This window comes from Pseudoxanthomonas sp. LARHCG66 (assembly GCF_052871755.1).
This window is the reverse complement of the sequence record NZ_JBIXJW010000010.1, coordinates 1-21,805: the sequence shown is the minus strand read 5'-3', so window position 1 is coordinate 21,805 and position 21,805 is coordinate 1. Positions and strand designations below refer to the sequence as shown.

The 21,805-nt window shown below is 68.0% G+C and carries 26 protein-coding genes; 1 reads left to right on the top strand and 25 read right to left on the bottom strand.

Translation table 11 applies throughout. The annotated features are described in order from the left end of the window. Window positions 1-170: 170 nt before the first annotated feature. Window positions 171-800: a hypothetical protein gene (locus tag ACIPRS_RS18530; protein WP_337732104.1), complete on the top strand. Its 630-nt coding sequence runs from the start codon at window positions 171-173 to the stop codon at window positions 798-800. Between the two features lie 82 nt (window positions 801-882). On the opposite strand, the gene ACIPRS_RS18525 is transcribed toward ACIPRS_RS18530, so the two are convergent. From ACIPRS_RS18525 to ACIPRS_RS18405, 25 genes are all read right to left on the bottom strand, one after another. Next, window positions 883-1,155 (bottom strand): hypothetical protein, encoded by a 273-nt coding sequence (locus tag ACIPRS_RS18525; RefSeq protein WP_192202654.1) that lies wholly within the window; start codon window positions 1,153-1,155, stop codon window positions 883-885. Window positions 1,156-1,274: 119 nt separating this feature from the next. After that, complete coding sequence (locus ACIPRS_RS18520) at window positions 1,275-1,865, bottom strand: TetR family transcriptional regulator (RefSeq protein ID WP_192202653.1); 591 nt, start codon at window positions 1,863-1,865, stop codon at window positions 1,275-1,277. Between the two features lie 212 nt (window positions 1,866-2,077). Continuing rightward, window positions 2,078-2,869 (bottom strand): flagellar biosynthetic protein FliR, encoded by a 792-nt coding sequence (gene fliR, locus ACIPRS_RS18515; RefSeq protein ID WP_192202652.1) that lies wholly within the window; start codon window positions 2,867-2,869, stop codon window positions 2,078-2,080. Window positions 2,870-2,887: 18 nt separating this feature from the next. Then, window positions 2,888-3,157 (bottom strand): flagellar biosynthetic protein FliQ, encoded by a 270-nt coding sequence (locus ACIPRS_RS18510; protein WP_192202651.1) that lies wholly within the window; start codon window positions 3,155-3,157, stop codon window positions 2,888-2,890. 10 nt (window positions 3,158-3,167) lie between these two features. Continuing rightward, on the bottom strand, window positions 3,168-3,986 hold the full coding sequence (gene fliP / locus ACIPRS_RS18505; RefSeq protein ID WP_446539609.1) for a flagellar type III secretion system pore protein FliP: 819 nt from the start codon (window positions 3,984-3,986) through the stop codon (window positions 3,168-3,170). A gap of 1 nt (window position 3,987) precedes the next feature. Continuing rightward, a complete protein-coding gene (fliO, locus tag ACIPRS_RS18500; RefSeq protein WP_446539608.1) occupies window positions 3,988-4,386 on the bottom strand; it encodes a flagellar biosynthetic protein FliO in 399 nt (132 codons plus the stop codon). Window positions 4,387-4,390: 4 nt separating this feature from the next. Then, a complete protein-coding gene (gene fliN / locus ACIPRS_RS18495) occupies window positions 4,391-4,735 on the bottom strand; it encodes a flagellar motor switch protein FliN (protein WP_192202648.1) in 345 nt (114 codons plus the stop codon). Continuing rightward, window positions 4,732-5,775 carry a flagellar motor switch protein FliM gene (gene fliM, locus ACIPRS_RS18490; protein ID WP_192202647.1) on the bottom strand — a complete coding sequence of 348 codons (1,044 nt, stop codon included), beginning with the start codon at window positions 5,773-5,775 and terminating at the stop codon, window positions 4,732-4,734. Before fliM ends, fliN begins: the two co-directional genes overlap by 4 nt. 15 nt (window positions 5,776-5,790) lie before the next feature. Next, window positions 5,791-6,348 carry a flagellar basal body-associated FliL family protein gene (locus ACIPRS_RS18485; RefSeq protein WP_446539621.1) on the bottom strand — a complete coding sequence of 186 codons (558 nt, stop codon included), beginning with the start codon at window positions 6,346-6,348 and terminating at the stop codon, window positions 5,791-5,793. A gap of 205 nt (window positions 6,349-6,553) precedes the next feature. Then, window positions 6,554-7,816 (bottom strand): flagellar hook-length control protein FliK, encoded by a 1,263-nt coding sequence (locus ACIPRS_RS18480; protein WP_446539607.1) that lies wholly within the window; start codon window positions 7,814-7,816, stop codon window positions 6,554-6,556. After that, window positions 7,816-8,268: a flagellar export protein FliJ gene (gene fliJ / locus ACIPRS_RS18475; RefSeq protein WP_298119955.1), complete on the bottom strand. Its 453-nt coding sequence runs from the start codon at window positions 8,266-8,268 to the stop codon at window positions 7,816-7,818. Before fliJ ends, ACIPRS_RS18480 begins: the two co-directional genes overlap by 1 nt. Window positions 8,269-8,286: 18 nt before the next feature. Further along, a complete protein-coding gene (gene fliI / locus ACIPRS_RS18470) occupies window positions 8,287-9,684 on the bottom strand; it encodes a flagellar protein export ATPase FliI (protein WP_192202644.1) in 1,398 nt (465 codons plus the stop codon). Then, window positions 9,681-10,298, bottom strand: a complete 618-nt coding sequence (locus ACIPRS_RS18465) for a FliH/SctL family protein (protein WP_446539606.1) — start codon at window positions 10,296-10,298, stop codon at window positions 9,681-9,683. Before ACIPRS_RS18465 ends, fliI begins: the two co-directional genes overlap by 4 nt. Continuing rightward, a complete protein-coding gene (fliG, locus tag ACIPRS_RS18460) occupies window positions 10,295-11,305 on the bottom strand; it encodes a flagellar motor switch protein FliG (RefSeq protein ID WP_446539605.1) in 1,011 nt (336 codons plus the stop codon). The genes ACIPRS_RS18465 and fliG overlap by 4 nt, the downstream gene beginning before the upstream one ends. Beyond that, entirely contained in the window at window positions 11,298-12,971 is a 1,674-nt protein-coding gene (fliF, locus tag ACIPRS_RS18455; RefSeq protein ID WP_446539604.1) for a flagellar basal-body MS-ring/collar protein FliF, read from the bottom strand. The genes fliG and fliF overlap by 8 nt, the downstream gene beginning before the upstream one ends. An 87-nt stretch (window positions 12,972-13,058) precedes the next feature. After that, entirely contained in the window at window positions 13,059-13,418 is a 360-nt protein-coding gene (gene fliE / locus ACIPRS_RS18450) for a flagellar hook-basal body complex protein FliE (RefSeq protein ID WP_142124897.1), read from the bottom strand. A gap of 77 nt (window positions 13,419-13,495) precedes the next feature. Next, the gene (locus ACIPRS_RS18445; protein WP_446539603.1) at window positions 13,496-14,956 is read right to left on the bottom strand and encodes a sigma-54 dependent transcriptional regulator; all 1,461 of its coding nucleotides are present in this window, start codon (window positions 14,954-14,956) and stop codon (window positions 13,496-13,498) included. After that, a complete protein-coding gene (locus ACIPRS_RS18440; protein ID WP_142124895.1) occupies window positions 14,949-15,329 on the bottom strand; it encodes a response regulator in 381 nt (126 codons plus the stop codon). The genes ACIPRS_RS18445 and ACIPRS_RS18440 overlap by 8 nt, the downstream gene beginning before the upstream one ends. 18 nt (window positions 15,330-15,347) lie before the next feature. Then, complete coding sequence (gene rpoN, locus ACIPRS_RS18435; protein WP_446539602.1) at window positions 15,348-16,772, bottom strand: RNA polymerase factor sigma-54; 1,425 nt, start codon at window positions 16,770-16,772, stop codon at window positions 15,348-15,350. Window positions 16,773-17,010: 238 nt separating this feature from the next. Beyond that, the gene (locus ACIPRS_RS18430; RefSeq protein ID WP_142124893.1) at window positions 17,011-17,643 is read right to left on the bottom strand and encodes a response regulator; all 633 of its coding nucleotides are present in this window, start codon (window positions 17,641-17,643) and stop codon (window positions 17,011-17,013) included. Between the two features lie 216 nt (window positions 17,644-17,859). After that, complete coding sequence (locus ACIPRS_RS18425; RefSeq protein WP_446539601.1) at window positions 17,860-18,450, bottom strand: PilZ domain-containing protein; 591 nt, start codon at window positions 18,448-18,450, stop codon at window positions 17,860-17,862. 3 nt (window positions 18,451-18,453) lie between these two features. Beyond that, a complete protein-coding gene (locus ACIPRS_RS18420; protein WP_142124891.1) occupies window positions 18,454-18,759 on the bottom strand; it encodes a hypothetical protein in 306 nt (101 codons plus the stop codon). Next, the gene (fliS, locus tag ACIPRS_RS18415) at window positions 18,756-19,172 is read right to left on the bottom strand and encodes a flagellar export chaperone FliS (protein ID WP_142124890.1); all 417 of its coding nucleotides are present in this window, start codon (window positions 19,170-19,172) and stop codon (window positions 18,756-18,758) included. The genes ACIPRS_RS18420 and fliS overlap by 4 nt, the downstream gene beginning before the upstream one ends. 54 nt (window positions 19,173-19,226) lie before the next feature. Then, entirely contained in the window at window positions 19,227-20,591 is a 1,365-nt protein-coding gene (gene fliD / locus ACIPRS_RS18410) for a flagellar filament capping protein FliD (protein ID WP_446539600.1), read from the bottom strand. A 394-nt stretch (window positions 20,592-20,985) separates the two neighbouring features. Then, the coding region (locus ACIPRS_RS18405) for a flagellin (RefSeq protein ID WP_446539599.1) at window positions 20,986-21,805 on the bottom strand (820 nt) is incomplete at its 5' end.

Here is a 21,805-nt window from a genome sequence, read left to right as displayed (position 1 = left end):
TGCGGTTGCCCGTGGGCGGGCGTGATGAGAGTCACGCTTGGGCGTTGGCATCGGCGTGCGCGAGCGCTCGGCAGCGTGTGCCGGATTCCGCATGGCACGGCGTTCGGTACGTCATTGCGCATTCAGTGCGGAGCATCAACACTCCGGCCTCCCGAAACAGGAGAAGTGGCATGAGAGCATTCGCACGCTGGGCCGTGATCTTTGCGGTATGCGCTTCCGCCTGGGCGGGCGCCGAACCTGTCCATGCGCAGACCGTGGGCTACAACATCCGCACCGGCGATGTATGGGTCGACACCCGCCTGGGAGAGATCAACGACTACGGGCGCCGGTACCGGGACCCGTTCGTTTCCGAGATGACCGGGCACTACGGCGCGCCGCGCTCGCTGGTCCTGGATCTGCTCGACCGTCGCGGGTGGGCCCCCGCCGATGTGTACTTCGCCTGCGCCATCGCGCGTGCGCTCGGCATTCCCTGCCTGGATGTCGTGCAACGTTACGAACGCAATCCGGGCCAGGGTTGGGGCAACCTCGCCAAGCAGATGGGCATCAAGCCCGGTTCGCCGGCCTTCCATGCCTTGAAGAACGGAGCGGTGGGCACCTATGACCGCTGGGGCTACCCCATCCGCATCGACCAGCGCACCAGCGTGGACTGGTCCAAGCATGGTCCCGGCCAGGGCAAGGGTGCAGGCGGCCGGAAGCCGGCGCAGGCGAGCCAGGGCGGCAAGCCCGCCCACGCCGACCATCCAGGCAAGGGCAACAGCGGGAAGGCTCAAGGCAACAAGGGCAACGGCCGCGACAAGTAATCGCACCGGCGTTGCCCCATCCCACCCACGACAACGGCCGCCGACGCGGCCGTTGTCGCGTCTGTCCCTGCGCGTGCGGGCATCACCCGGCTTTCCAGCGCACCACCCACACCACGCCCAGCGCCAGATTCAGCAGCATGCCGGCGATGGTCAACGCGTAGGCCACCGTGGGGCTGCCCGCGATGGGCAGCAGGGTCAACAGTGACCATGGCAAGGCCAGCAACCAGGCGAATGCGTGCGCGAGGGGATCGGGCTGCAGCCCCAGCAGTTGATGCTCGGAGACATGGATCAGTCCCAGCGCGCCAACGCAGCACAGCAGGTAGAAAGCGAGCAGGGCGCAGGAGGTGGCGCGCATGGCGGTTCCTTGCGCAGGAGCGGGCGCGAGCAGCATGACACCTGGAACCACCCCGGGATGGCCCGTGGCCGGACATGTCGGGCGGGCTTCCGATATACGGCGCCTAGGCGCGCCGCGGCTCAGGCCGTCAGCGCTTCCAGCGTCTTGAATACCTGTGGCACGGCCATGGCCGGGGTGCCGCCATTGACCGAGACGGCACGCAGGCCGTGCTGGTAGCTTTGCCAGATCATCTCGTCCGCGTGCTGGATGTCCACGCCCCGGAATTCGCCTGCGGCCATGCCGCGGCTGAGTTCCTGGCGCACCGGCTCGCGCATGCGGCGCAGCGCGGTGTTCATTTCCGCCTCGACGCTCGGCGACCAGCGCGCCGACACGCTCCAAAGCGCGGGGAACGCGATGAAGTTGGCGGCGTCCTCGCGCGCCGTCCAGAAATAGAAATCGAGGATGCGCTGGGCATGCGTCGAACCCTGCGGGCGTTCCACCATGGGCGCCTTGCGCGCGGTGTAGTCGCGGATCAGCAGGGTGGCGATGATGTCCGCCTTCGTCTCGAAGTGCAGGATCACGCCGCGGGCACTGAGTCCGGTTTCTTCGCCCAGGTCCATCAGGGTGGTCTGGTCGAACCCCTTGGTGAAAAACAGCCTGCGCGCAGCGATGAGCACGGCTTCCCGGGTCTCCTGGCTGGTACGGCGCTTGTGGGTAGGGCTTGGACTCACAGGCATTCTCCGGTTCGCGGGGGAAGCTCTCCTGCGTCGGCCTGGACCTGGGTCCATTCCGTGCGCTGGCGTATGTGGCGCCTCCCTCTGGCCCATTCTGCACAAATTCATGCAGTTAGTGGAACAGGAGGCGCATACATCATGTGAAACCCGCACGCAGGGGCCTGAATGGCAGGCGCCGCGTGGCCCGTCAGAGGATAACCGCAGTTTCGTTAAGCGCTGATTTGCCGCGCTGCATCAAATGTGAGATCGAAGATGCGCTGTACCGGCGGCCCCAGCTCGCCTGCCAGCAGCGCCAGCAGGAACAATCCCAGCAACAGCGCCGTCGGCAGGCCCAACTGGATGGGATTGAGGGCCGGCGCGGCGCGGCCCAGCACGCCGAACGCCAGGTTCACCGCAAGCATCGCGACCATCACCGGCAGCGCCAGCCCGACCGCCGCACGCAGGATGTGGCTGAACAGCATCGGCGCGACTTCGAGCATCTGCTGCACATCCGGCAACGCGGTGCCGATCGGCAGCGAGCGATAACTGTCCACGAGCAGCGACACCAGCGCCAGATGGCCGTTGGCGGTGAAGAACAGCAGGCCGAACGCCAGATAGAACCATTGGCCGACGACACCGGAGTTCACCCCGCGCAACGGATCGGACATCTGGGCGAAGGCCAGGCCTGTGCCCTGCGAAATCAGTTCGCCCGCCATCGCCCCGGCTTCGAACGCCAGTCGCAGCATGAAGCCCATGCTCGCGCCGACGGCCAACTCGCGCGCCACGTTCAGCACGGTGCTGGCGTCGAAGGCGATCCGGTCCGGCGTGCCCGGAAGCAGTGGTGCCAGCGCCATCGCCAGTGCGCCGGCGATGATGACCCGCACCCGCACCGACACGGCACGCGTGCCGATCAACGGTGCCGCCATCAGCAGCGCGCCGGTGCGCAGCATCGTCCACAGGATGGCGTTGACCATGCCGAAGGCCTGCTGGCCGTCGATGACCATCTGGGTCGCGGGATCCATCGCGTCGCGTCCGCGTCGTCAGCCGATCAGGTGGGGCAACCGCTGGAACAGGTTGGTCGTGTATTCGACCAGCACGCCGAGCAGGTAGCTGCCGGTGGCGAACAGCGCCGCAGTCAGCGCGATCGCCTTGGCGACGAAGGCGATGGTGGGCTCATTGAGTTGTGTCGCCGCCTGGATCACGCCGACCACCACGCCGACGATCAGCACCACGAGCAACAGCGGGCCACCGACCCACAGGGCGATCTCCAGGCCGTCACGCAGTTCGGTAAGGGCAAGTTCGGGACTCATCGCGTGTTCCTCAGACGCCGTTGAAGCTGGCGGCCAGCGAGCCGACGATCAGTACCCAGCCGTCCACCAGCACGAACAGCAGGATCTTGAACGGCGCGGACACCAGCATCGGCGACAGCATCATCATGCCCATCGACATCAGCACGCTGGCGACCACCAGGTCGATGATCACGAAGGGAATGAAGATCAGGAAGCCGATCTCGAACGCGGTCTTCAGTTCGCTGGTGATGAACGAGGCCACCACGATCGGGAACGGCACGTCCGCCGGGCTGGCATAGCTGCCGTGGCCGGCAAGACCGGCGAACGTCATCAGGTCGGTTTCGCGCACCTGTGCCAGCATGAAGTCGCGCAGCGGCCCGGTGGTCATCGTCCACGCAGTGGAGAAATCGATCTGGCCGTTGAGGTACGGCGCCATGCCCTGCGCCCAGGCCTTTTCGCCCACCGGCATCATCACCAGCATGGTCAGGAACAGCGCCAGGCCCACCAGCACCTGGTTGGACGGCGTCTGTCCGGTCCCCAGCGCCTGGCGCAGCAGGCCGAGCACGATGATGATGCGGGTGAACGCGGTCATCGCCAGCAGCGCGGACGGAATCAGCGTGATCGCCGTCATCAGCAGCAGCGTCTGCAACGGCAGGCTGACGGTGTTGTCGCCGATCTGGCCCACGTTGACCTTGGGCAGGGCAGGCAGGGTCGGGGCGGTCGGCGCGGCGGGCGTCGCCGCAGGCGCGGGGTTCTGTGCCGGTGTGGTGGCGGGGGCCGTCTGCGCCAGCGCCAGGACAGGCGCGCACAGCCACAGCAGGCAGATCAGGGAAAGAACGAAACGGCGCATCTCAGCTCTCTCTGCGCAGGCGCTTGGCCAGCAGCTCGGCGAAATTCGGCATCGTCGGCGCGGGCGCGACGACCAGGGGTTCGGGCAGCGTGTGCAATGCCGTGATGCCGCCAGCGGTCACGCCGATCAGCAACTGCTGCTTGCCCACCTCGATCACCATCACGCGCTCCTTGGTACCCACCGACAGCATCGAGACCACGCGGAGCTGGTCGCTGGGCCGGATGCCCAGGCCGGCGCCCGGCATGCGCTTGAGCAGCCAGGCCATGCCCAGGATCAGGCCGAGCACCAGGATCAGGCCGACCAGCGCGCCGCCGATGCCGGGCGTGGACGGCGCGTGCTGGCCGATCTTCTGTGCGGGTGCCGCGGCGGTGGCGAGCAGGGCGAAGGCGTGCATGGACATCGACTCAGCGCAGGCGGCGGATGCGTTCGCTGGGGCTGACCACGTCGGTCAGGCGCACGCCGAAACGGTCGTTCACCACCACGACTTCGCCGTGCGCGATCAGCGTGCCGTTGACGAATACGTCCAGCGGTTCACCGGCGCCGCGTTCCAGTTCCACCACCGAGCCCTGATTGAGCTGCAGCAGGTTGCGGATCGGCATGCGCGTGCGGCCCACTTCCAGCGACAGCGTGACCGGCACGTCCAGGATCACGTCCAGGCTCATGTCGCTGTCGTTGTCGTTGTCCTGCACGGAGGCATCCGGGCGGGTGTCGCCGAAGGCGGCGAGGGTGTCTTCGTTCTCGGGAATCATGGAGTGGCGTCCTGGAAGGCGACGGGTGTCAGGGCATGGCGGGGCGGCGCCGTGTGCTTGTGGTGGCTGCCGGGAGGATGCTTGGCGGTGATCTTCACCGCGTTGTTGCCGTTGGAGATGCCGAACTCGCCGGTGAATACCGGCACCTGTTCGACGCATACCGGCACCGACTTGGGCAGGTCGATGGGCAGGATGTCGCCCACCTTCAGCCGGGTCAGCTGGCGCAGGTTGATGCGCTTCTCCGCCAGTACGCTGGAGACGGTGACTTCGGCGCCACGCAACTGTTCGTGCAGGGTGACGCGGAAGCTGTCGTCGTCGTGCACGCGGTCGGACTGGATGCCCGCATCGAGCAGCTCGCGGATCGGTTCCAGCATGGAATACGGCAGCGTCACGTGCAGGTCGCCGCCGCCGCCGTCGAGCTCCACGTGGAAGCGGCTGACCACCACGTATTCGCGCGGGCTGACGATGTTGGCGAAGTGCGGATTGACCTCGCTGGTGATGTACTCGAAGTCCACCGGCATCACCGGCGCCCAGGCGTCGATCAGGTCGGTGAAGGTCTGCTTCAGCAGCAGTTGGATCACCCGCATCTCGGTGGCGGTGAACTCGCGCCCCTCGATCTTGGCCGGGTAGCGGCCGTCGCCGCCGAAGAAGTTGTCCACCATGGTGAACACCAGCTTGGGTTCGAACACGATCAGGCCCACGCCGCGCAGCGGTTTGAACTTGACCAGGTTGAGGTTGGTGGGCACGTACAGCGAGTGCAGGTAATCGCCGAACTTGATCGTCTCGATGCCACGCACCGAGAGTTCGGCCGATCGCCGCAGCAGGTTGAACAGGCCGATGCGCCAGGTGCGCACGAAGCGCTCGTTGATCATCTCCAGCGTCGGCAGCCGGCCGCGCACGATGCGGTCCTGGCTGGCGAAGTCGTAGGTGCGCGCGATGGTGGGATCGACCGGCGGTTCCTCGGTCTCGATCGCGCCGGTATCCACGCCATTGAGCAGGGCGTCGATCTCGTCTTGCGACAGCAGGTCACTGGTCATCATGGCGTCGCGGTTCCGTCACTGCATCACGAAGCTGGTGAACAACAGGGCGTCGGCGGAGGGCTTGCCGGTTTCGGCGACCAGCAGCGCTTTCACTTCATTGAGTGCGGTGTTCTGCAGGCGTTCCTTGCCTTCGCGGCTCATCAGGCCGGCGGCGTCCTGCTGTGCGAACAGCATCAGCAGGCGCGCGCGGATGGCGGGGGCATGCAGTTCGATGGCCTTGAGCGCTTCGGGATCGCGCGTCATCAGCTGCACTTCGACCTGCAGGTAGCGTGCGCCGCCCGTTTCGCCGACGAGATTGACGACGAACGGCGGCTCCAGCGCGAAGTACTGGGCCGGCGCGGGTACTTCGCCCGGGCTCTTGGCCTTGGGTGCGTCGGCCTTCACTTCCTTGCCGGCATGGCTGGCGAAGTACCACGCGCCACCGCCGGCGGCACCGGCCGCAACCAGCGCCACCAGCCCGATCGTCAGCAGCGACTTGCCGCCCTTGGGCTTGTCGGCCTTGTCGGCCTTGGATTTGCTTGCGGTCTTGTCGACAGCTGCCACGGCGGTGGATCTCCTGAGGGGTCTGCCCAGGTGATGCAAGCGGCGTGCCGTGGTGGGCAGGAGGGCCCGACGGGGTTTTGACGGGGGTACCTTCTGTAGGAGCGACGTGAGTCGCGACCGCACGTCACGTGGGTCCGGTAACCGCGTTCAGGCAGGGATGCGCGCATGATCAGGCACCCATGGCGCCGGATTTCCGCGGTCGCGACTCACGTCGCTCTACAGGAACAGCGATCCGTCAGGCGTACGCGTCCACCAGTCCCCGCGCCGTCATGCGGACGGTACGCGGTGTCTCGGCTGCGGCGTCGCTGGTGTCTGCGGCGCTTTCACCGTGCTGCGCCGTGCCGCCGTGCGACGGCGGGGCATGCTGCTGGCCGACATCGGCGTGGGCGAGCTGGAAGCCATGCTGGCCCAGCATGTCGCGCAGCTTGGGCAGGCTGTTTTCCAGCGCCTGCCTGACGTCCGCCTGGGCGCTGGTGAAGTCGGCATGCACGCGGTCGCCGTCCAGTCGCAGGCGGATCTCCACGGTGCCGAGGTCGTTCGGGGTCACCTTGATGTGCGCGTGGCCGATCTTCTGGTCGGCCATCCAGCGCACCGCATCGGCGACGTCCTCGTCGAAATGGCCGCCATGCAGGTCGGCGCTCGGTGCTTCCATCGCATTGACGGTCTCCGTGCGCGAGAGGCCGAGCGGGGCGTTCGACGCGCCGACGCCGGCGAGGAGCGTGCCGGTGGGCGACGTGGGGGTTTCCGCGTCGTCGCTGCGCAGGGCATCGATGAAGTCGCGGCCGAGGTTGATCACGTCCGGTATCGCGGCGGCGGCCTGGCCGGTGGCAAGGTGGGCGGTGAAGGAGAGCAGGTTCTGCAGCGGCGCCCGGGCCACATGGCCCATCGCGGCGGTGGCCGTCGGCGACGCCGTCGCAGGTGCGTCGGTTGCGTTGGGGGAGGCAGCGTTCTGGAGGTCGGGCGGAACCGCGTTGCCGGTGTCTGCGGCGACCGGGGCAGCCAAGGCGCCCGCCGGAGAAGCCGGCGTCGTGGCGCGACCGCCGGCCAACACGGCGTCGGGGGAAGAGACGGCTTCTGCAGGGATCACGTCGCCGAGCAGTGGATTGCCCAACAGCGGATTGCCCAGGGGATCGGTCGGCACGGTGATGCGGGGATCAGCCTGCGGGATGGCAGCCGCCGGTAGCGGAACCTCCGGCAGCACCAGCGTCGCAACGCCAGCCTCCTTGATGTCCTGATCGTCCGTCGTGCGCGCCGCGTCGTCGGGGTGGCGGTTGGCGGCGTGCGGTTGTTGCAGGGCGGTGGTCTCCTGCCCCTCGTCGCGCCGGGGCGCGGGCTTTCGGGCCGGGGCTTCGTCACGCGTCGCCGGGTGACGCACCATCTCGTCGAAGCTGGGCTTCGACGGGTCCGGTGTGCTTTCCCGTGCCTGTGCGACACCGCCTGCGGCAGCGGGGAACACGGTCTTGCCCGCGGGAGGCAGCGACGCCATCGGGGATGGCATCAGGCTTCCTCGCTTTCCTGTGCGGTGGCGGCCAGTCGCGCACGGCGCGCGCCGAGGTCATCCATCTCGCGCTGGTCGCGCCGTTCCACCACCTGTCGCTCCTGGGCGCGGTAGCTGGCGGCGAGCTGTTCGAGCACCTGCTTGTCGCGGCTGGCCAGCAGCAGGCGGTCGCGCTCGATGTCCACGCTGCTGCGGCTGCGGTCGACGTTCTGCAGCTGCTGCGCCAGCGCCTGGTCGATGCGTTCCAGGAAGGCACGGCGATTGGCCAGCTGCGCCGGACTGGTGGCGGCCATCTGGCTGTTGGCGTAGTCCTCGGCGTACTGCCGCAGTTCCTCCAGGCGCGACTCGTGCTGCGCCAGCGTGTTCTGGCGTTCGGCCAGGTCGCGGGCAACGGAATCCTCGTGTTCCTGCGCGCGGCGCAGCAGGGGATCGATTCGGCGGGACTGCATCATGGCGGGGATTCCTTGGCGTTACTGCGGGCTGCGGGGTGCGGGGGCACCGGCAGCGACGTTGCGTTGGACCAGCGATTCGAGGGCGGCACGGCTGCTGGGCAGGTCGGCGGCGTGCGCTACGTCCTGGCCCAGGAATTCGACGATCTCGGGCCAGCGTTCCAGCGCTTCATCCACGGTGGGATCGTTGCCGCGCTGGTAGGCGCCGATGGCGATCAGGTCGCGGTTGCTGGTGTAGGCCGACAGCAGGCGCTTGAGCTTGCGGATGCGGTCGCGCCAGGTTTCGTCGGCGATCTCGGTGACCACGCGGCTGACCGAGGATTCCACATCGATGGCCGGATACAGGCCGCTGTCGGCCACGCGGCGCGAGAGCAGGATGTGGCCGTCGAGGATGGCGCGCGCGGCATCGGCGATCGGATCCTGCGGATCGTCGCCTTCGGTCAGCACGGTATAGAACGCGGTGATGGAACCACGCCCCTTCGCACCATTGCCGGCACGTTCCACCAAGGCGGGCAGTCGCGCGAACACCGACGGCGGATAACCGCGCGTGGTGGGGGGCTCGCCGACCGACAGGCCGATCTCGCGCTGGGCCTGCGCGAAGCGGGTCAGCGAGTCCATCAGCAGCAATACGTTGAGGCCCTGGTCGCGGAACCACTCGGCGATGGCGGTGGCACGATACGCACCTTGCAGGCGGGCCAGCGGCGGCCGGTCGGCGGGACTGGCCACCACCACCGCACGTGCCAGGCCCACCGGGCCGAGCGTGCTTTCGACGAAGTCGCGCACTTCGCGGCCACGTTCGCCGATCAGGCCGACGACGATCACGTCGGCGGCGGTATAGCGGGTCATCATCCCCAACAGTGTGGATTTGCCCACGCCGGAACCGGCGAACAGGCCCACGCGCTGGCCACGGCCGATGGGCAGCAGCGCGTTGATCGCGCGCACGCCGACATCGAGGGGTTGGGTGATCGGTTCGCGCGACAGCGGGTTGATCGCCATGCCTGCGAGGCTGACGCTGCCTTCGGCACGGATCGGGCCACGGCCGTCCAGCGGAACGCCATCGCTGTCGATCACGCGCCCCAGCAGCCCTTCGCCCACCTCGACGCCGCCGCGCCGCCGCGAGGGCACCACGCGTGCGTTCGGCAGCAGGCCGTGCAGTTCGGCGCTGGGCATCAGGTAGGTGCGTTCGCCCGAGAAGCCGACGACTTCGGCATCCACCCAGCCGCCGTCGACCACTTCGACCTTGCAGGTGGCGCCCATCGGCGCTTCGCAGCCGATGGCTTCCAGGGTGAGGCCGACGGCACGGCGCAGGATGCCTTCGCGGATCAGGCCGCGGCCACCGAGCTCGGGATTGATCTGCGACAGGCGCGCGGACAGGCGCAGGTCGCGGGCGGTCAGCCATTCCAGCGGTTGGGCGCTCATGCGCGTGTGCTCCGGTTGAGCACGGTTTCCAGCGCGCCGCGCAGGCGGGCCTCCAGCGTCCCGTCGATGCGTACGCTTTCGGCATGCACGCGCAGGTCGCCGCGGCTGAGCGAGGTGTCCGCCGTCAGTCGCGTACCCGGGGCCATCGCCAGTACCGGGGTCAGGGCCGCGATGTCGTCGGGATGCAGCCGCAGTTCCACTTCGCGCTGCGCGCCGCCGACGGCATCCAGTGCGCTGGTGGCCAACTCCTGCAGCAGGACCGGGTCGGTCTGGTAGGCGCGGCCTACCAGGGCACCGGCAATGCGGACGGAGAGTTCGGACAGTGCAGCGACGACTTCGTTCTCGAGCCGGTCCAGCGGGCGCGAGAAGTTGTCGAGGATGCCTTCCATCTGTGCGGCCAGCCGGCGGACTTCGGTCTGGCCGGTCGCGAAGCCTTCGGCATGGCCTTCTGCCAGCCCGCGTTCGAGCCCTTCGCGGTACGCGGCATCCTGGATGGCCTGGATCTCTTCGATCGTCGGCGGTACCAGCGGCGGGGCTTCCTGCTCGGGGGCGGGTGCCGCGACGACGACATCGAGCGGCGCGGGCATCCAGCGCAGCGGCGACGGCGTGCTCATACCATTTCCTCGGCACCGGCCATCAGCGAGATCACGCCCTGGTCAGCCAGGCGGCGCACGATGGCGAGGATTTCCTTCTGCGCGCCTTCCACATCGGACAGGCGCACCGGGCCGCGGGCTTCCATGTCTTCGACCAGGATCTGCGCGGCGCGCTGGGACATGTTGCGGGTGATCTTTTCCTTCACCTTGGCGTCGGCGCCGCGCAGCGCCAGGCCCAGGCGGTCGTTCGGGACTTCGCGCAGCAGCGCCTGCAGTTCGCGATCGCCCAGCTCGGCCAGGTTGTCGAACACGAACATCAGGTCCTGGATGCGTGCGCCTAGCTCGGCGTCGACCTGGGTGATGTTGCCGAGGATGGCCTGGTCCTGGCCGGAGTCCATGAAGTTGAGGATGTTCGCCGCGACCTTCACGCCACCGATGCTGGAGGCCTTGAGGTTCTGGTTGCCGGCGAACTGGCGCTCCATGATCTCGTTGAGTTCGTTCAGTGCGTTCGGCGGGATGCCGTCCAGTGTGGCGATGCGCAGCAGCACGTCGGTGCGGGTACGCTCGGGCAGCAGCTTGAGGGTGTCGGCGGCCTGGTCGCTGTCCAGGTGGGCCAGCACGATGGCGATGATCTGCGGGTGTTCGTTGCGCACCAGGTCCGAGATCGCGCGCGGGTCCATCCACTTCAGCGTGTCCAGGCCGGTGGTGTTGCGGCCCAGCAGGATGCGGTCGATCAGGCTGCCGGCCTTGTCTTCGCCCAGTGCCTGCACCAGCACCTTGCGCACGTAGTCGTCGGCGCCCATGCCCAGCGAGGTCTGCTTGTCCAGCGATTCGCCGAACGTGGCCATGACCTGCATCACCTGCTCGCGGCTGACGCCGGAGATCGTGGCCATGGCGATGCCGAGCTTCTGCACCTCCTTGGCGTTCATGTGCTTGAGCACTTCGGCGGCATCTTCCTCGCCGAGGGAGAGCAGCAGCACGGCTGCGCGCTGCACGCCGTTGAGTGCCGGTTCCTGTACGTTATTCATCGCTGGCCACCCAGTCCTTCACTACCTGCGCCACCTGCTTGGAATCGGTCTTCACCGCCTCGCGCGCCTGGCGCAGGCGGTCTTCGTAGGCGTCGGAGGGCAGGGCGCGCATCGGGGGCAGCGCGTCGTGCGACAGCGTGGCCACGGCGCCGGCCTGCATGTCGTCATCGTCCATCACGGTGACGTCGATGCCGTCGTCCTCGTCCTCCACCTTCCGCCGGGCGGCGGGGTGGATGATCTGGCGCATGGCCGGACGCAGCACGCCGAACAGCAGCGCGATCACCACCAGCGCGCCCAGGCCGTAGCGCGCGATGTCGCGCAGCATGGGGTTGTGCAGCCACGGGCTTTCCCAGAACGGCACGTCCTGCGGTGCCTCGGTTTCGCGCACGAACGGTGCGTTCATCACCGACACCGAATCGCCGCGCGCCGCGTCGAAGCCCACGGCTTCCTTCACCAGCGCTTCGATGCGGGTCAGCGTGGCGGCGTCCAGTGCGGTCATCACCACCTTGCCGTTCTCGCCGGTACGCGGCACGTGGTCGACCAGCACGGCGGCGGTGACGCGGCGCACCCGGCCGGCCGGCTGGCGCGTGTGCTGCAGCGTGCGGTCCATTTCGAAATTGCGGGTGGCGCTGCTGCTGGTCTCGACCGGCGCAGCGGGATTGGGTGCGGCGGCCGCGTTGGGGCCGGGCGGTGTGTTGCTGGTGGCGCCGGGCACGCCCTCCGGGCCGGTGCCGGCGACGGAGTTCTGGCTGACCTGCTCGCTGCGGATCTTGGCCGGATCATTGGCGAAGGTCTCGCGCGCCTCCTCGGTGACCGAGAAGTCCATGTCCACCGCGACTTCGGCGTTGACGCGGCCGGCGCCGGTCAGCGGTTCCAGCAGTTCGCGGATGCGGTCGTTGAACGAGGTCTCGAGCTTGCGCACGCGCTCGAACTGGGCGGCGTTGAGCGCGGCCTCGCTGTTCGGGTCGCTGATGGTGAGCATGCGGCCGCTCTGGTCGACCACGGTGACGCGTTCGGGGGCGAGGTCGGGGATGGACGACGACACCAGGTGCACGATGGCATCCACCTGGTTGCGTTCCAGCAGGGCGCCCGAGCGCAGGTCCAGCACCACCGACGCACTGGCGACTTCGCGCTGGCGGGTGAAGGCGCTGGGCTTGGGGATGGCGAGATGCACGCGAGCGTCGCGGACCGGGCGCAGGGTGGTGATGGTGCGGACCAGTTCGGTTTCCAGCGCGTGCTGGTAGCGTGCGTTCTCGACGAACTGGCTGACGCCGAAGCCCGGATCGCGCTCCATCATCTCGAAGCCGAGGCGACCGCTTTCGGCCAGGCCGGCGCCGGCCAGCTTCAGGCGGGCGTCGTGCAGGTTTTCTTCCGGCACGGAGATGGCACCGGTGCCCTGGTCCAGCTGGAACGGGATCTGCGCCGCGCGCAGCATGTCGGTGGCTTCGGCCGTGGCCTTCGCGTCCAGGCCGGTATACAGCGGTGTGTAGGCGGGTTTCTGCGACCAGAAGAACACCATCATGCCCACGGCGACCGCACCGGCGATCAGCAGCAGCGTACCCATCTGCTTGAACACGCGCGCGTCCTGGATCCTGGTCAGCGCCGCGCCTGCCTTGTCGGCGGTCAGCGATTCCTTCAGGGCTTCCTTGGAAAGGGTCAGGGCCATGGTGGTGCGGTTCCTGCGCGGTCGGCTCGGTGGAGTGGGGCGGTCAGCGGTCGGGCATTGCGGCGGCGGGCTTTACAACGTCGGGACCTACAAAGGCATGTTCATGACGTCCTGGTACGCCTGCACCAGGCGGTTGCGGACTTCCACCGTGGCGCGGAAGGCCACCTGCGACTGCTGCGCGGCCACCATCACCCGTGCCAGGTCCGCGCGCGGGTCGCCCAGTTCGAAGGCCTGCGCGAGTGCACCGGACGTCTTCTGCGCTTCGTTCACGCCTTGCAGCGCGTTCTGCAGCGTGTCGCCGAAACTCGGCGCCTTGACGCCCGGCTGCTCGAGCCCCACCCGGTTCGGGGTGAACGCACCCGGGTTCGGCATCGGCTCGAGGGCACGCGTACCGACCTGGTGCTGGTAACTGCGGATCTGCGAGAGGATGGAGGAGACGTCGGACATGGGCGGGTGCTTCGGTCGTCGGGGTGTCTTGTCAGATCAGTTGCAAGACCCGTGCCGAAAACGCCGTCCGTCGCCAGTCAGTTTTCCGTCGCCAGGGCGACCTCTTCGCGCTCGATGCCGTACTTGCGCAGCTTCTCCACCAGCGTGGTGCGGCGCAGGCCCAGCAGTTGCGCGGCGTGCGCGACCACGCCACCGGCGCGGTCCAGTGCATCGCGGATCAGGTTCAGCTCGATCTGCGCGATGTGTTCGCGCAGATCGATGCCGGATTCGGGCAGGCGGTCGGCCGGCGACACGGCAGCGGCCACGACGGCGGTCGGCAGCGGGGCCGGTGCAGCGGTCACCGGTGCAGGTGCCGGCGCCTGGGCGACCAGCGCCTCCACGCCTTCCGGCTGGTAGCGCTTGGGCAGGTCGGCCACGCGCACCAGTCCGCCCGGATGCAGCACCGCCAGCCGTTCGACCAGGTTGGTCAGCTCGCGCACGTTGCCCGGCCACGCGTACAGGCGCAGCGCCTGCAGCGTCTCGTTGGCGAAGCGCACTTCCCCGCGGCCGGTGCGTGCCAGCTGCGCGGCGATGGTGGTGACCAGGTCGGGCAGGTCGTCGGCGCGCTCGCGCAGCGCCGGCATCTCGATGGGGAACACATTGAGGCGGTAGAACAGGTCTTCGCGGAAGTGGCCGTCGGCGATGCGCGCTTCCAGGTTGCGATGGGTCGCGGCGATCACGCGCACATTGCAGCGGATGGTCTGGTTGCCGCCCACGCGTTCGAAGCTGCGCTCCTGCAGCACGCGCAGCAGCTTGACCTGCATCGGCAGGCTCATGTCGCCGATCTCGTCCAGCAGCAGCGTGCCGCCCTCGGCCATCTCGAAACGGCCCTTGCGGGCGCTGAGCGCGCCGGTGAAGGCGCCCTTCTCGTGGCCGAACAGTTCGCTTTCCAGCAGGTCCGGCGGAATGGCGCCGCAGTTGATGGCGACGAACGGCCCGTCGCGGCGCGGCGACTGGTCGTGGATGGCACGCGCCACCACTTCCTTGCCGGTGCCGGATTCGCCCAGCACCAGCACGGTGGTGTCGAAGCTGGCGACCTGTTCGATCATGCGGCGCAGGCGCGTGACGGCCGGGCTGTTGCCGGTCGGCCCGCTGGTGCTGACCTGCTGCGCCTGGTGTTCGGTATCCAGCCGCTTCAGGCTGGCGCGGCGCAGGCAGGCTTCCAGCTGCGCGTGGCGGATGGGGCTTTCCAGCGTCCATACACCGGCGTGGTGCAAGCCGTGCGCGGCGGCGAAGGCGGCGGTGTCGCCTTCCATCAGCAGCACCGGCGGCGGCAGTTGCGCCTTGCCCAGCCAGGCGAAGAACGCGTCGGCGGCCTTGCCATCGTCGAGGGTGCCGACGACGATCGCCAGCCAGTCGTGCGGGCGCTGGCGGCGCACATCCACGTCACCGGCGCTGGCGACCCAGCGGGGTGTCAGGTCCATGAATTCGAGCAGGCCGGCCAGGCGTTCGGCACGCGTGGCGTCGGCGTCGATGACGAGGATGCGGGATTCACTCATGGCGGCTGTCTTTGAACCTTTCGAGGATGGGCAAGACTTCCTGGATGTAGGAAAGCTTGCTGACGAATTCGTCGGCACCGGCGCGCATCGCATGTTCGCGGTGCTCGGCGTCGTCGAAATGGCTGGCGATCACGATGAAGGGCGGTGCGTCCTGCGTCTTGATGAGGCGGGTAGCCTGCAGGCCCCCCATCTCCGGCATGGCCAGGTCCATCAGCACCACGTCCGGACGCAGGGTCTCCGAGCGTTCGATGGCTTCCAGGCCGTTGCTGGCGCGGCCCACGATGTCCAGCCACTCCACCTTGCGCAGGTGGCGCAGGGCGGCGTTGATGAAACCTTCGTGATCGTCCACCAGCAATACGGTGATCTTGCTCATTGCGGTCGTGCTCCGTTCTTATCCGGCCTTGGCCAAGACCGGTACGGTAGCGCGTCGGCGTTCCCGGGCGGGAGCGATATCGAGCTGTTCCCGGTACTTCGCCACAGTTCTGCGGGCAATGTGGATGCCCTGGCGGGCCAGCAGGCCGGCGATGGCTTCGTCGGCCAGCGGCTTGCCGGCCGGTTCGGAATCGATCAGGCGGCGCACCATGGCGCGCACGGCCGGGCCGGACACGTTGGCGCCTTCCAGGCGCACCGCGAAGAAGTGCTTGAGCTCGAACGTGCCGCGCGGCGTCTGCATGTACTTGCCGGTGGTGATGCGCGAAATCGTGGATTCGTGCATGCCGATGGCATCGGCGATTTCCTTCAGCGTCAGCGGGGCCATCGCTTCATCGCCCTGGGCCAGGAAACCGGCCTGGCGCTCGACGATGGCGCGTGCCGTCCGCAGCAGGGTGTCGTAACGGATCGAGAGGCCACGGGTCAGCCAACGCGCTTCCAGCAGCAGCTCGCGCAGCTTGCCGGCGCCCTCGGAGGCTTCGGCCTGGTCCAGTGCGCGCTCCTGCATCGGGTTGACCCGCACGCGCGGCGTGGTCGCCGGGTTCAGGGCCACGCGCCAGGCGCAGTCGGCGTGCCAGGCGACCACGTCCGGGACGATGTAGCCGGTCGGTGCCGGCGCCAGCGACGCGCCGGGGCGGGCATCCAGCGACAGCACCAGGCGTACGCCTTCCATCACCTGATCGAGTTCCAGGTCCAGCAGGCGGGCGAGGGCGTCGTATTCGTGTGCGGCCAGCAGCGCCAGGCCTTCGGCGACGATGCGGCGGGCGACGTGGCGGCCGGGCACGCGGCCCTGCAGGCAGTCCAGCTGGACCTGCAGGCATTCGCGCACATCGGCGGCGGCCAGGCCGGGAAATTCCCCGCGCAGCAGGCGCTCGCGCAGCAGCAGCGCGGCGTCGGTGGTCAGGTCGAAGCGGGCCGAGGCCAGCAGCGCCAGGGTGTCGGGCGCCTGCTCCAGGTAGCCCGCGTCGTTGGTGTGCTCAAGCCAGAAGGCGACCACGTCCAGTGCGCGGCCATCCAGTTCCAGCGCCAGGCGGTCGAGCACGCGCACGTGCGGGTCGCTGGATTCGCCGGCTTCGACACGCTGCATGCGGTCGTCGTCGCCGTCCTGCCAGTTGGCGCCGGCCACGTCCCACAGGCTGGATTCGGGCAGTTCGTCGAACGCGGCGGCATCGAGGGCGGCGGCGTCCTGCGCCGGCAGCACGTCGATCTCGGCGACCGTCTCGGCATCCTGGGCTTCTTCGACTTCCAGCAGCGGATTGAGGTCCAGTGCGCGGCGCACTTCCATCTCCAGCTGCAGGCCGTCCAGTTGCAGCAGCCGGATCGACTGCAGCAGTTGCGGCGTCAGGTGGAGTTGCTGGCCGAGCTGGGTGGAAAGTCCCGTCTTCATTCCCGTTGTCCCCGATTCGATGGCGTGCCGAGGTCGGTTTCACATCGTGTGAACACTTTGGGCGCCCGGTGACGGAAAAAAAATCAGGGCGTTTCTGGTTGTGCTGCGGGCACGCCCCACTGGCCGTCAGGGTTTCCCCTACAGCGTCGGGTTATCGTCGATGGGAAGTGCCCGTCAGGGCGGTGCGGCAACGGGAATCCGTCGCCGGCGGGGGGCATCCACGCCGTACCTGCAAGGCTCAGGCCAGTTCGTTCTGGTGGCGTGCGGCCAGCAACAGCAGATCGTTGGCGCGACGGCAGCCCAGCGATTCCATCATCCGCGCACGGTGGGTTTCCACCGTCTTCACGCTGATGCCGAGTTGGGCCGCGATTTCCTTGCTGCTCATGCCGCTGCCCAACTGGCGCAGGATCTCGCGCTGCCGTGGCGACAGCGCGGCGATGCCGGTGGGACGCTGCGGGTTGAGCATCGGCGCCAGCATCTTCGAGGACACCTGCGGACTCAGGAACACCTGGCCGCTGGCGGCGGCGCGCAGGGCGAGTTCCAGTTCCATCGGCGCGGCTTCCTTCACCACGAAACCGGCGCAGCCGCGGTCCAGCGCCACGCGCACCTGGGTGGGATCGTTGTGCATGGACATGATCACCACGCGGGTCTGCGGCAGCGATTCGCGCAGCAGCGGAAGCAGGTCGAGCCCGCTGCGGTCGGGCAGGGAGAGGTCGAGCAGGATCAGGTCCGGGCGGTGGATCGCCGCCATGTCCAGCGCCTGTTGCGCGTTGCAGGCTTCGGCCACGACATCCACGTCGGGCAATGACTGCAGCAGCCGGCCGATGCCGGCGCGGACCAGGGTGTGGTCGTCGACGATGAGTACACGCACAGGGAAGAACCAGTCGATATCGCGTTGCTTAGTGATGTCACGATAGCCGCGCCGTCCCCGTGCGCCAATTCAGAATCGCGATGGGAAAGTGAAACCACGACATCAGTCACACTTGTGATGACCGTGTTCGCGTGAAAAGGGCGAATACCGCAATCGCGGCGTGTGATGCGTGCACATCGCGGATGCCGCAGTGGGCGCGGATGCGCGAAAAGCGGGCTACGGACGAGCCGCGTGCTGGGACTGGCGGGCTTCGGCGATCTGGCGGCGATGCAGGCGGAACAGGTGGCGGTCCATGGCCTCGGCAAGGCCGGCGCCCAGGGTGTCGAACTGCAGCCAGAGATGCTGCATGCCTTGCGAGCCTTCGGCCTGGGCCAGCAGCGTGGCGGGCAGTTCGATGTGGTCGCTCAACCAGGTGGCGGGCTGCACGGTCACCACGCCGGCGACGCCGACGGCCAGTTCCTGCGGCGACACGACATCCAGGCGCAGGCCTCGGTGCGACCAGCGCAACGGGGTGGCGGGCAGGGTTTCGTGCTGGCTGCGCGCCAGCCGGCCGAGCAGCGACAGCACCAGGTCCAGCTTGGCTTCGATGCGCTGCTGCGTGGGGGTGGCTTCCTTGCGGTCGTCCGGGTCTTCGCCGCGCACGTCCTCGGCGACCGCCAATCCTTTCAGCAAGGCCTCCGACGGGGCCTGCATCAGGACCCGTGCACCCGCGTCAAAGCGCGCAGGCAGCACCACCTCGCAGGTGAGCGCGCCATCGAACAGCGCGTGCTCGGCAGGGTGCTCCACGAGGATGATCGAAGCGGTCATGGCTCACCCCTCGACAACGGAAAGATAGGCGCGCGCGGCGCGGTCGGCGCTCTGGTTGACATGCATGCGGATACGCACCTGTTCGCGCGCATCCTGCATCGACTTCTGGAGTTCCAGTTGCGCACGCAGCAACACGGCCAGCGCGTCGTAGCCGGCCGAGCGGCCACCATCGGCATGCAGGAAGGCCCGCACGTCGTGGTCGTGACGGTTGAGCAGGCGCTCGACGTCCTCCAGTTCGCCCGCGTGCAAGGCATGGCGCATGCCGTCGAGCTGGGCGAAGAGGTCGTCGAGGGCCGGTGTGGCGTTCATCGCGCGGCAGCCATGGCCGGGGGCTGACGTTGCTCGGAGGGAATGGCGTTCCAGGCGGACTCGATCTCGCCCAGCAGGTCGAGCGATTCGCGCAGTGCGGCGGCATCGTTGTGCAGGTTGGCATCGATCAGGCGCGTCTGCACGTAGTCGTACAGCGCGGAGAGACTGCCTGCGATTTCGCCGCCCGCCTCATGGTCCAGCGAGCCATTGAGGTGCCCGATGATCGCGCACGCTTCGCCGATCGCCTTGCCCTTGCGTGCCAGGTCGCCACGTTCCATGCATGCGTCCGCCAGTCGCAGGCGTTCGCAGGCGCCCGAGAGCAGCAGGGCCACCAGGCGGTGCGGATCGGCGTCCATGACGGCGCTGCTGAGGCCGGTGTTGCGGTACTGGGCGGCGTACGAATGCGATGACATTCCATTTTCTCCTGCGATCCCCGCGCGTCACCCGACGGCGGTTCGGATCGGCGGTTATCCGGTCTGGTTGGCGAGCGAGGCGAGTTGCTGGGCCAGGTAGCTGCTGGTGCTGCTCATCTGGGCGACCATCGAATCCATCGCCACGAACTGGGCCTTGTAGCGGTTGCCGACGGCTTCCATGCGCGCATCCAGGGCCAGGCGCTGCGTGGCGACGTCCTTGATCTGGGCATTCAGGCCGCTGGTGCGCTGGGTGAAAGCCCCATTGGTGCCGATGTAGCTGCCCACGGCCGCCTGCAGCTTGCCCGCGAAGCCGCTGTCGCCGGTGAAGGCGCTGCGGATCTTCTCCGGGTTGCTGACCAGCGCGGCGGTGAACTTGCTGCTGTCGAATACCAGGGTGCCGTCGGAAGATGGATAGCCCTTGGTCTGCAGGCCCAGCGTCTTGGCGTCCAGGCCCTGCGAGGCGAGGTCGCCCAGCACGCCGCTGAGCACATTCCTCAACTGGCCCGAAGCGCTGCGCATCTGCGCATCGCCGGTCAGGGCCGAAGGTTCGTCGCTTTCGGCGTTGTACTTGGTGGACGTGTTGATGGCGCCGATGGCCGCGTTGTACGCGGTCACGAAATCCTGGATCAGCTTGCTGGCGGCAGCTGTGTCGGTGGACACGGTGACGGTGCTGGTGCCCTTCGTCTTCACGTCCAGGGTCAGGCCGGGCACGGCGTCGGTGATCTTGTTGCCGCTGGCGGTGACGGTCAGGCCGTCGATCTTCACTTCGGCATCGGCGGCGGGGACGCGTTCCTGCAGGCTGGCGGCCAGCGCCTGCAGGTCGCTGCCACCGGAGGTGAACGCGAGCGAGATGCCGTTGGCCGCGCCGGTCTTGTCGGACGACACGGACAGGTAGAGCCCGTCGTTGGACGTCAACACGCTGGCCTGCACGCCCTTGCTGCGGGCGGCGTCGTTGATCGCGCTGCGGACATCCTGCAGCGTGCTGTCCGCGGCGATGTCGATGGCCAGCGCCTCGCCGCCCACCGTCAGCGTCAATTGGCCGGCGCCGAAGGTCGTGCCGGCGGTCACCGGCTGGTTGGTGATCCATTTGTTGGCGGTGGCCAGTTCGACCACTTCGACCGCATACGTGCCGTTGGGCGTCCCGCTGCCCACCGTGGCGCCAACGACCGTGTCGGTGGCGGACTTGACGGTGCGGGTATCGAAGGCGGTGGCGGCCTTCAGCGCGGTCAGGGCCTTGTCCAGGTTGCTGAAGGCGGAACTGACCGTGCCCAGTGCGGACAGCTTGAACTTGGCCTGGCTTTCGATGCGGGTCAGGCGGTTCTCCGCAGGCGCGCGATCGGCCGCCACCAGCTGGGACACCATGCCGTTGATGTCCATCCCGGTGCCGATGCCGCCATAACCCAGCGAATAGTCTGCCATTGCCGTCTCCTGTCAGTGCCCTTCCGAAAAAGGGTGGCCGGGCGGGCCTGGCATCCGGTACCGGATGGGGCCCGCCCGTGCAGTTTCAGTAGCGGCCTGCCGCGGCCGTTCTTTAGCCCGCATCTCTCCGTCTCCCACCGCCACCGTGGGTCCGGCGACTGGTGAGAAATGCGGGCGCAGGAGCTGATGCAGGGTTTGTGCCAGAAAGCGGTGATTGGTGATTGGTGAGGCGGTAACTCGCAGAATCCCGCCATCAATCACCAATCACCGATCACCCACAAAAAAATACCCCCTCCGTCGCCGGAGGGGGTTGGGGTACTGCCAAACGGAGGGAGACGAATCCGTCCGTGACGACAGGTAACTAGGAGGAACTGTGGATGAAGCGTGCCGCGTATCAGCGCAGCAGGGACAGCACGTTCTGGGGCACCTGGTTGGCCTGGGCCAGCATGGCCGTACCGGCCTGCTGCAGGATCTGGGTGCGGGTCAGTTCGGCGGTTTCCTTGGCGAAGTCGGTGTCGCGGATGCGGCTGCGCGAAGCGGCCAGGTTTTCCGAGCTGGTCTGCAGGTTGGCGACCACCGAGGTGAAGCGGTTCTGCACCGCACCCAGGTCGGCGCGCGCGCTGTTGACGGCCGTCAGTGCCTTGTCGACGATTTCCAGGGCCTGCTGCGCGCCCTTGAAGGTCGAGATGTCCAGGTTGCTGGCGTACTGCTTGGTCGTCGCGACGGTGCTGGCGGCGACGTCGGCCGGAGCGGTACCGCCGGTCCAGGTGCCGGTTTCCACGGCGATGCCCAGGAAGTCGCCATCCGAATCCACGCTGTCCTTGACCGAGGTCAGGTTGACGGCGCCGTTGGCACCCAGCTCGGCCAGCACGCCGGTCTCGCCGATCTTGGCGTTGATCGCGCCGACCAGCGCGGTGGCGGCGGCGTCACGCGTACCCGCGGCCGTGCCCTGCGCTGCCACTTCGACGGTGTCGATGGTGACGGCGGTGCCGTCGGCGTTCGTCAGCTGCAGGCCTTCGATCTTCAGATCGGTGGTGCCGTCGGCCGGGGTGGCCGTGGTGAACGTGGCGGTGGCGAACATCGCACCGCCCAGTGCATCGGCCTGTGCATCGACAACCTTGTCGATCGCGATGGCCTGCGACGCATTGGCACCGACCTGAAACAGCTGGCTGGTGAACGAACCGTCCAGCAGCTTGGTGCCGTTGAAATCGGCC

Coding starts and splice junctions, on each gene's coding strand:
- ACIPRS_RS18530 (WP_337732104.1), top strand. CDS start 171: ATGAGAGCATTCGCACGCTGGGCCGTGATCTTTGCGGTATGCGCTTCC.
- ACIPRS_RS18525 (WP_192202654.1), bottom strand. CDS start 1,155: ATGCGCGCCACCTCCTGCGCCCTGCTCGCTTTCTACCTGCTGTGCTGC.
- fliR (WP_192202652.1), bottom strand. CDS start 2,869: ATGGATCCCGCGACCCAGATGGTCATCGACGGCCAGCAGGCCTTCGGC.
- ACIPRS_RS18510 (WP_192202651.1), bottom strand. CDS start 3,157: ATGAGTCCCGAACTTGCCCTTACCGAACTGCGTGACGGCCTGGAGATC.
- fliP (WP_446539609.1), bottom strand. CDS start 3,986: ATGCGCCGTTTCGTTCTTTCCCTGATCTGCCTGCTGTGGCTGTGCGCG.
- fliO (WP_446539608.1), bottom strand. CDS start 4,386: ATGTCCATGCACGCCTTCGCCCTGCTCGCCACCGCCGCGGCACCCGCA.
- fliN (WP_192202648.1), bottom strand. CDS start 4,735: ATGATTCCCGAGAACGAAGACACCCTCGCCGCCTTCGGCGACACCCGC.
- fliM (WP_192202647.1), bottom strand. CDS start 5,775: ATGATGACCAGTGACCTGCTGTCGCAAGACGAGATCGACGCCCTGCTC.
- ACIPRS_RS18480 (WP_446539607.1), bottom strand. CDS start 7,816: ATGCCATCCCCGATGGCGTCGCTGCCTCCCGCGGGCAAGACCGTGTTC.
- fliJ (WP_298119955.1), bottom strand. CDS start 8,268: ATGATGCAGTCCCGCCGAATCGATCCCCTGCTGCGCCGCGCGCAGGAA.
- fliI (WP_192202644.1), bottom strand. CDS start 9,684: ATGAGCGCCCAACCGCTGGAATGGCTGACCGCCCGCGACCTGCGCCTG.
- ACIPRS_RS18465 (WP_446539606.1), bottom strand. CDS start 10,298: ATGAGCACGCCGTCGCCGCTGCGCTGGATGCCCGCGCCGCTCGATGTC.
- fliG (WP_446539605.1), bottom strand. CDS start 11,305: ATGAATAACGTACAGGAACCGGCACTCAACGGCGTGCAGCGCGCAGCC.
- fliF (WP_446539604.1), bottom strand. CDS start 12,971: ATGGCCCTGACCCTTTCCAAGGAAGCCCTGAAGGAATCGCTGACCGCC.
- fliE (WP_142124897.1), bottom strand. CDS start 13,418: ATGTCCGACGTCTCCTCCATCCTCTCGCAGATCCGCAGTTACCAGCAC.
- ACIPRS_RS18445 (WP_446539603.1), bottom strand. CDS start 14,956: ATGAGTGAATCCCGCATCCTCGTCATCGACGCCGACGCCACGCGTGCC.
- ACIPRS_RS18440 (WP_142124895.1), bottom strand. CDS start 15,329: ATGAGCAAGATCACCGTATTGCTGGTGGACGATCACGAAGGTTTCATC.
- rpoN (WP_446539602.1), bottom strand. CDS start 16,772: ATGAAGACGGGACTTTCCACCCAGCTCGGCCAGCAACTCCACCTGACG.
- ACIPRS_RS18425 (WP_446539601.1), bottom strand. CDS start 18,450: ATGACCGCTTCGATCATCCTCGTGGAGCACCCTGCCGAGCACGCGCTG.
- ACIPRS_RS18420 (WP_142124891.1), bottom strand. CDS start 18,759: ATGAACGCCACACCGGCCCTCGACGACCTCTTCGCCCAGCTCGACGGC.
- fliS (WP_142124890.1), bottom strand. CDS start 19,172: ATGTCATCGCATTCGTACGCCGCCCAGTACCGCAACACCGGCCTCAGC.
- fliD (WP_446539600.1), bottom strand. CDS start 20,591: ATGGCAGACTATTCGCTGGGTTATGGCGGCATCGGCACCGGGATGGAC.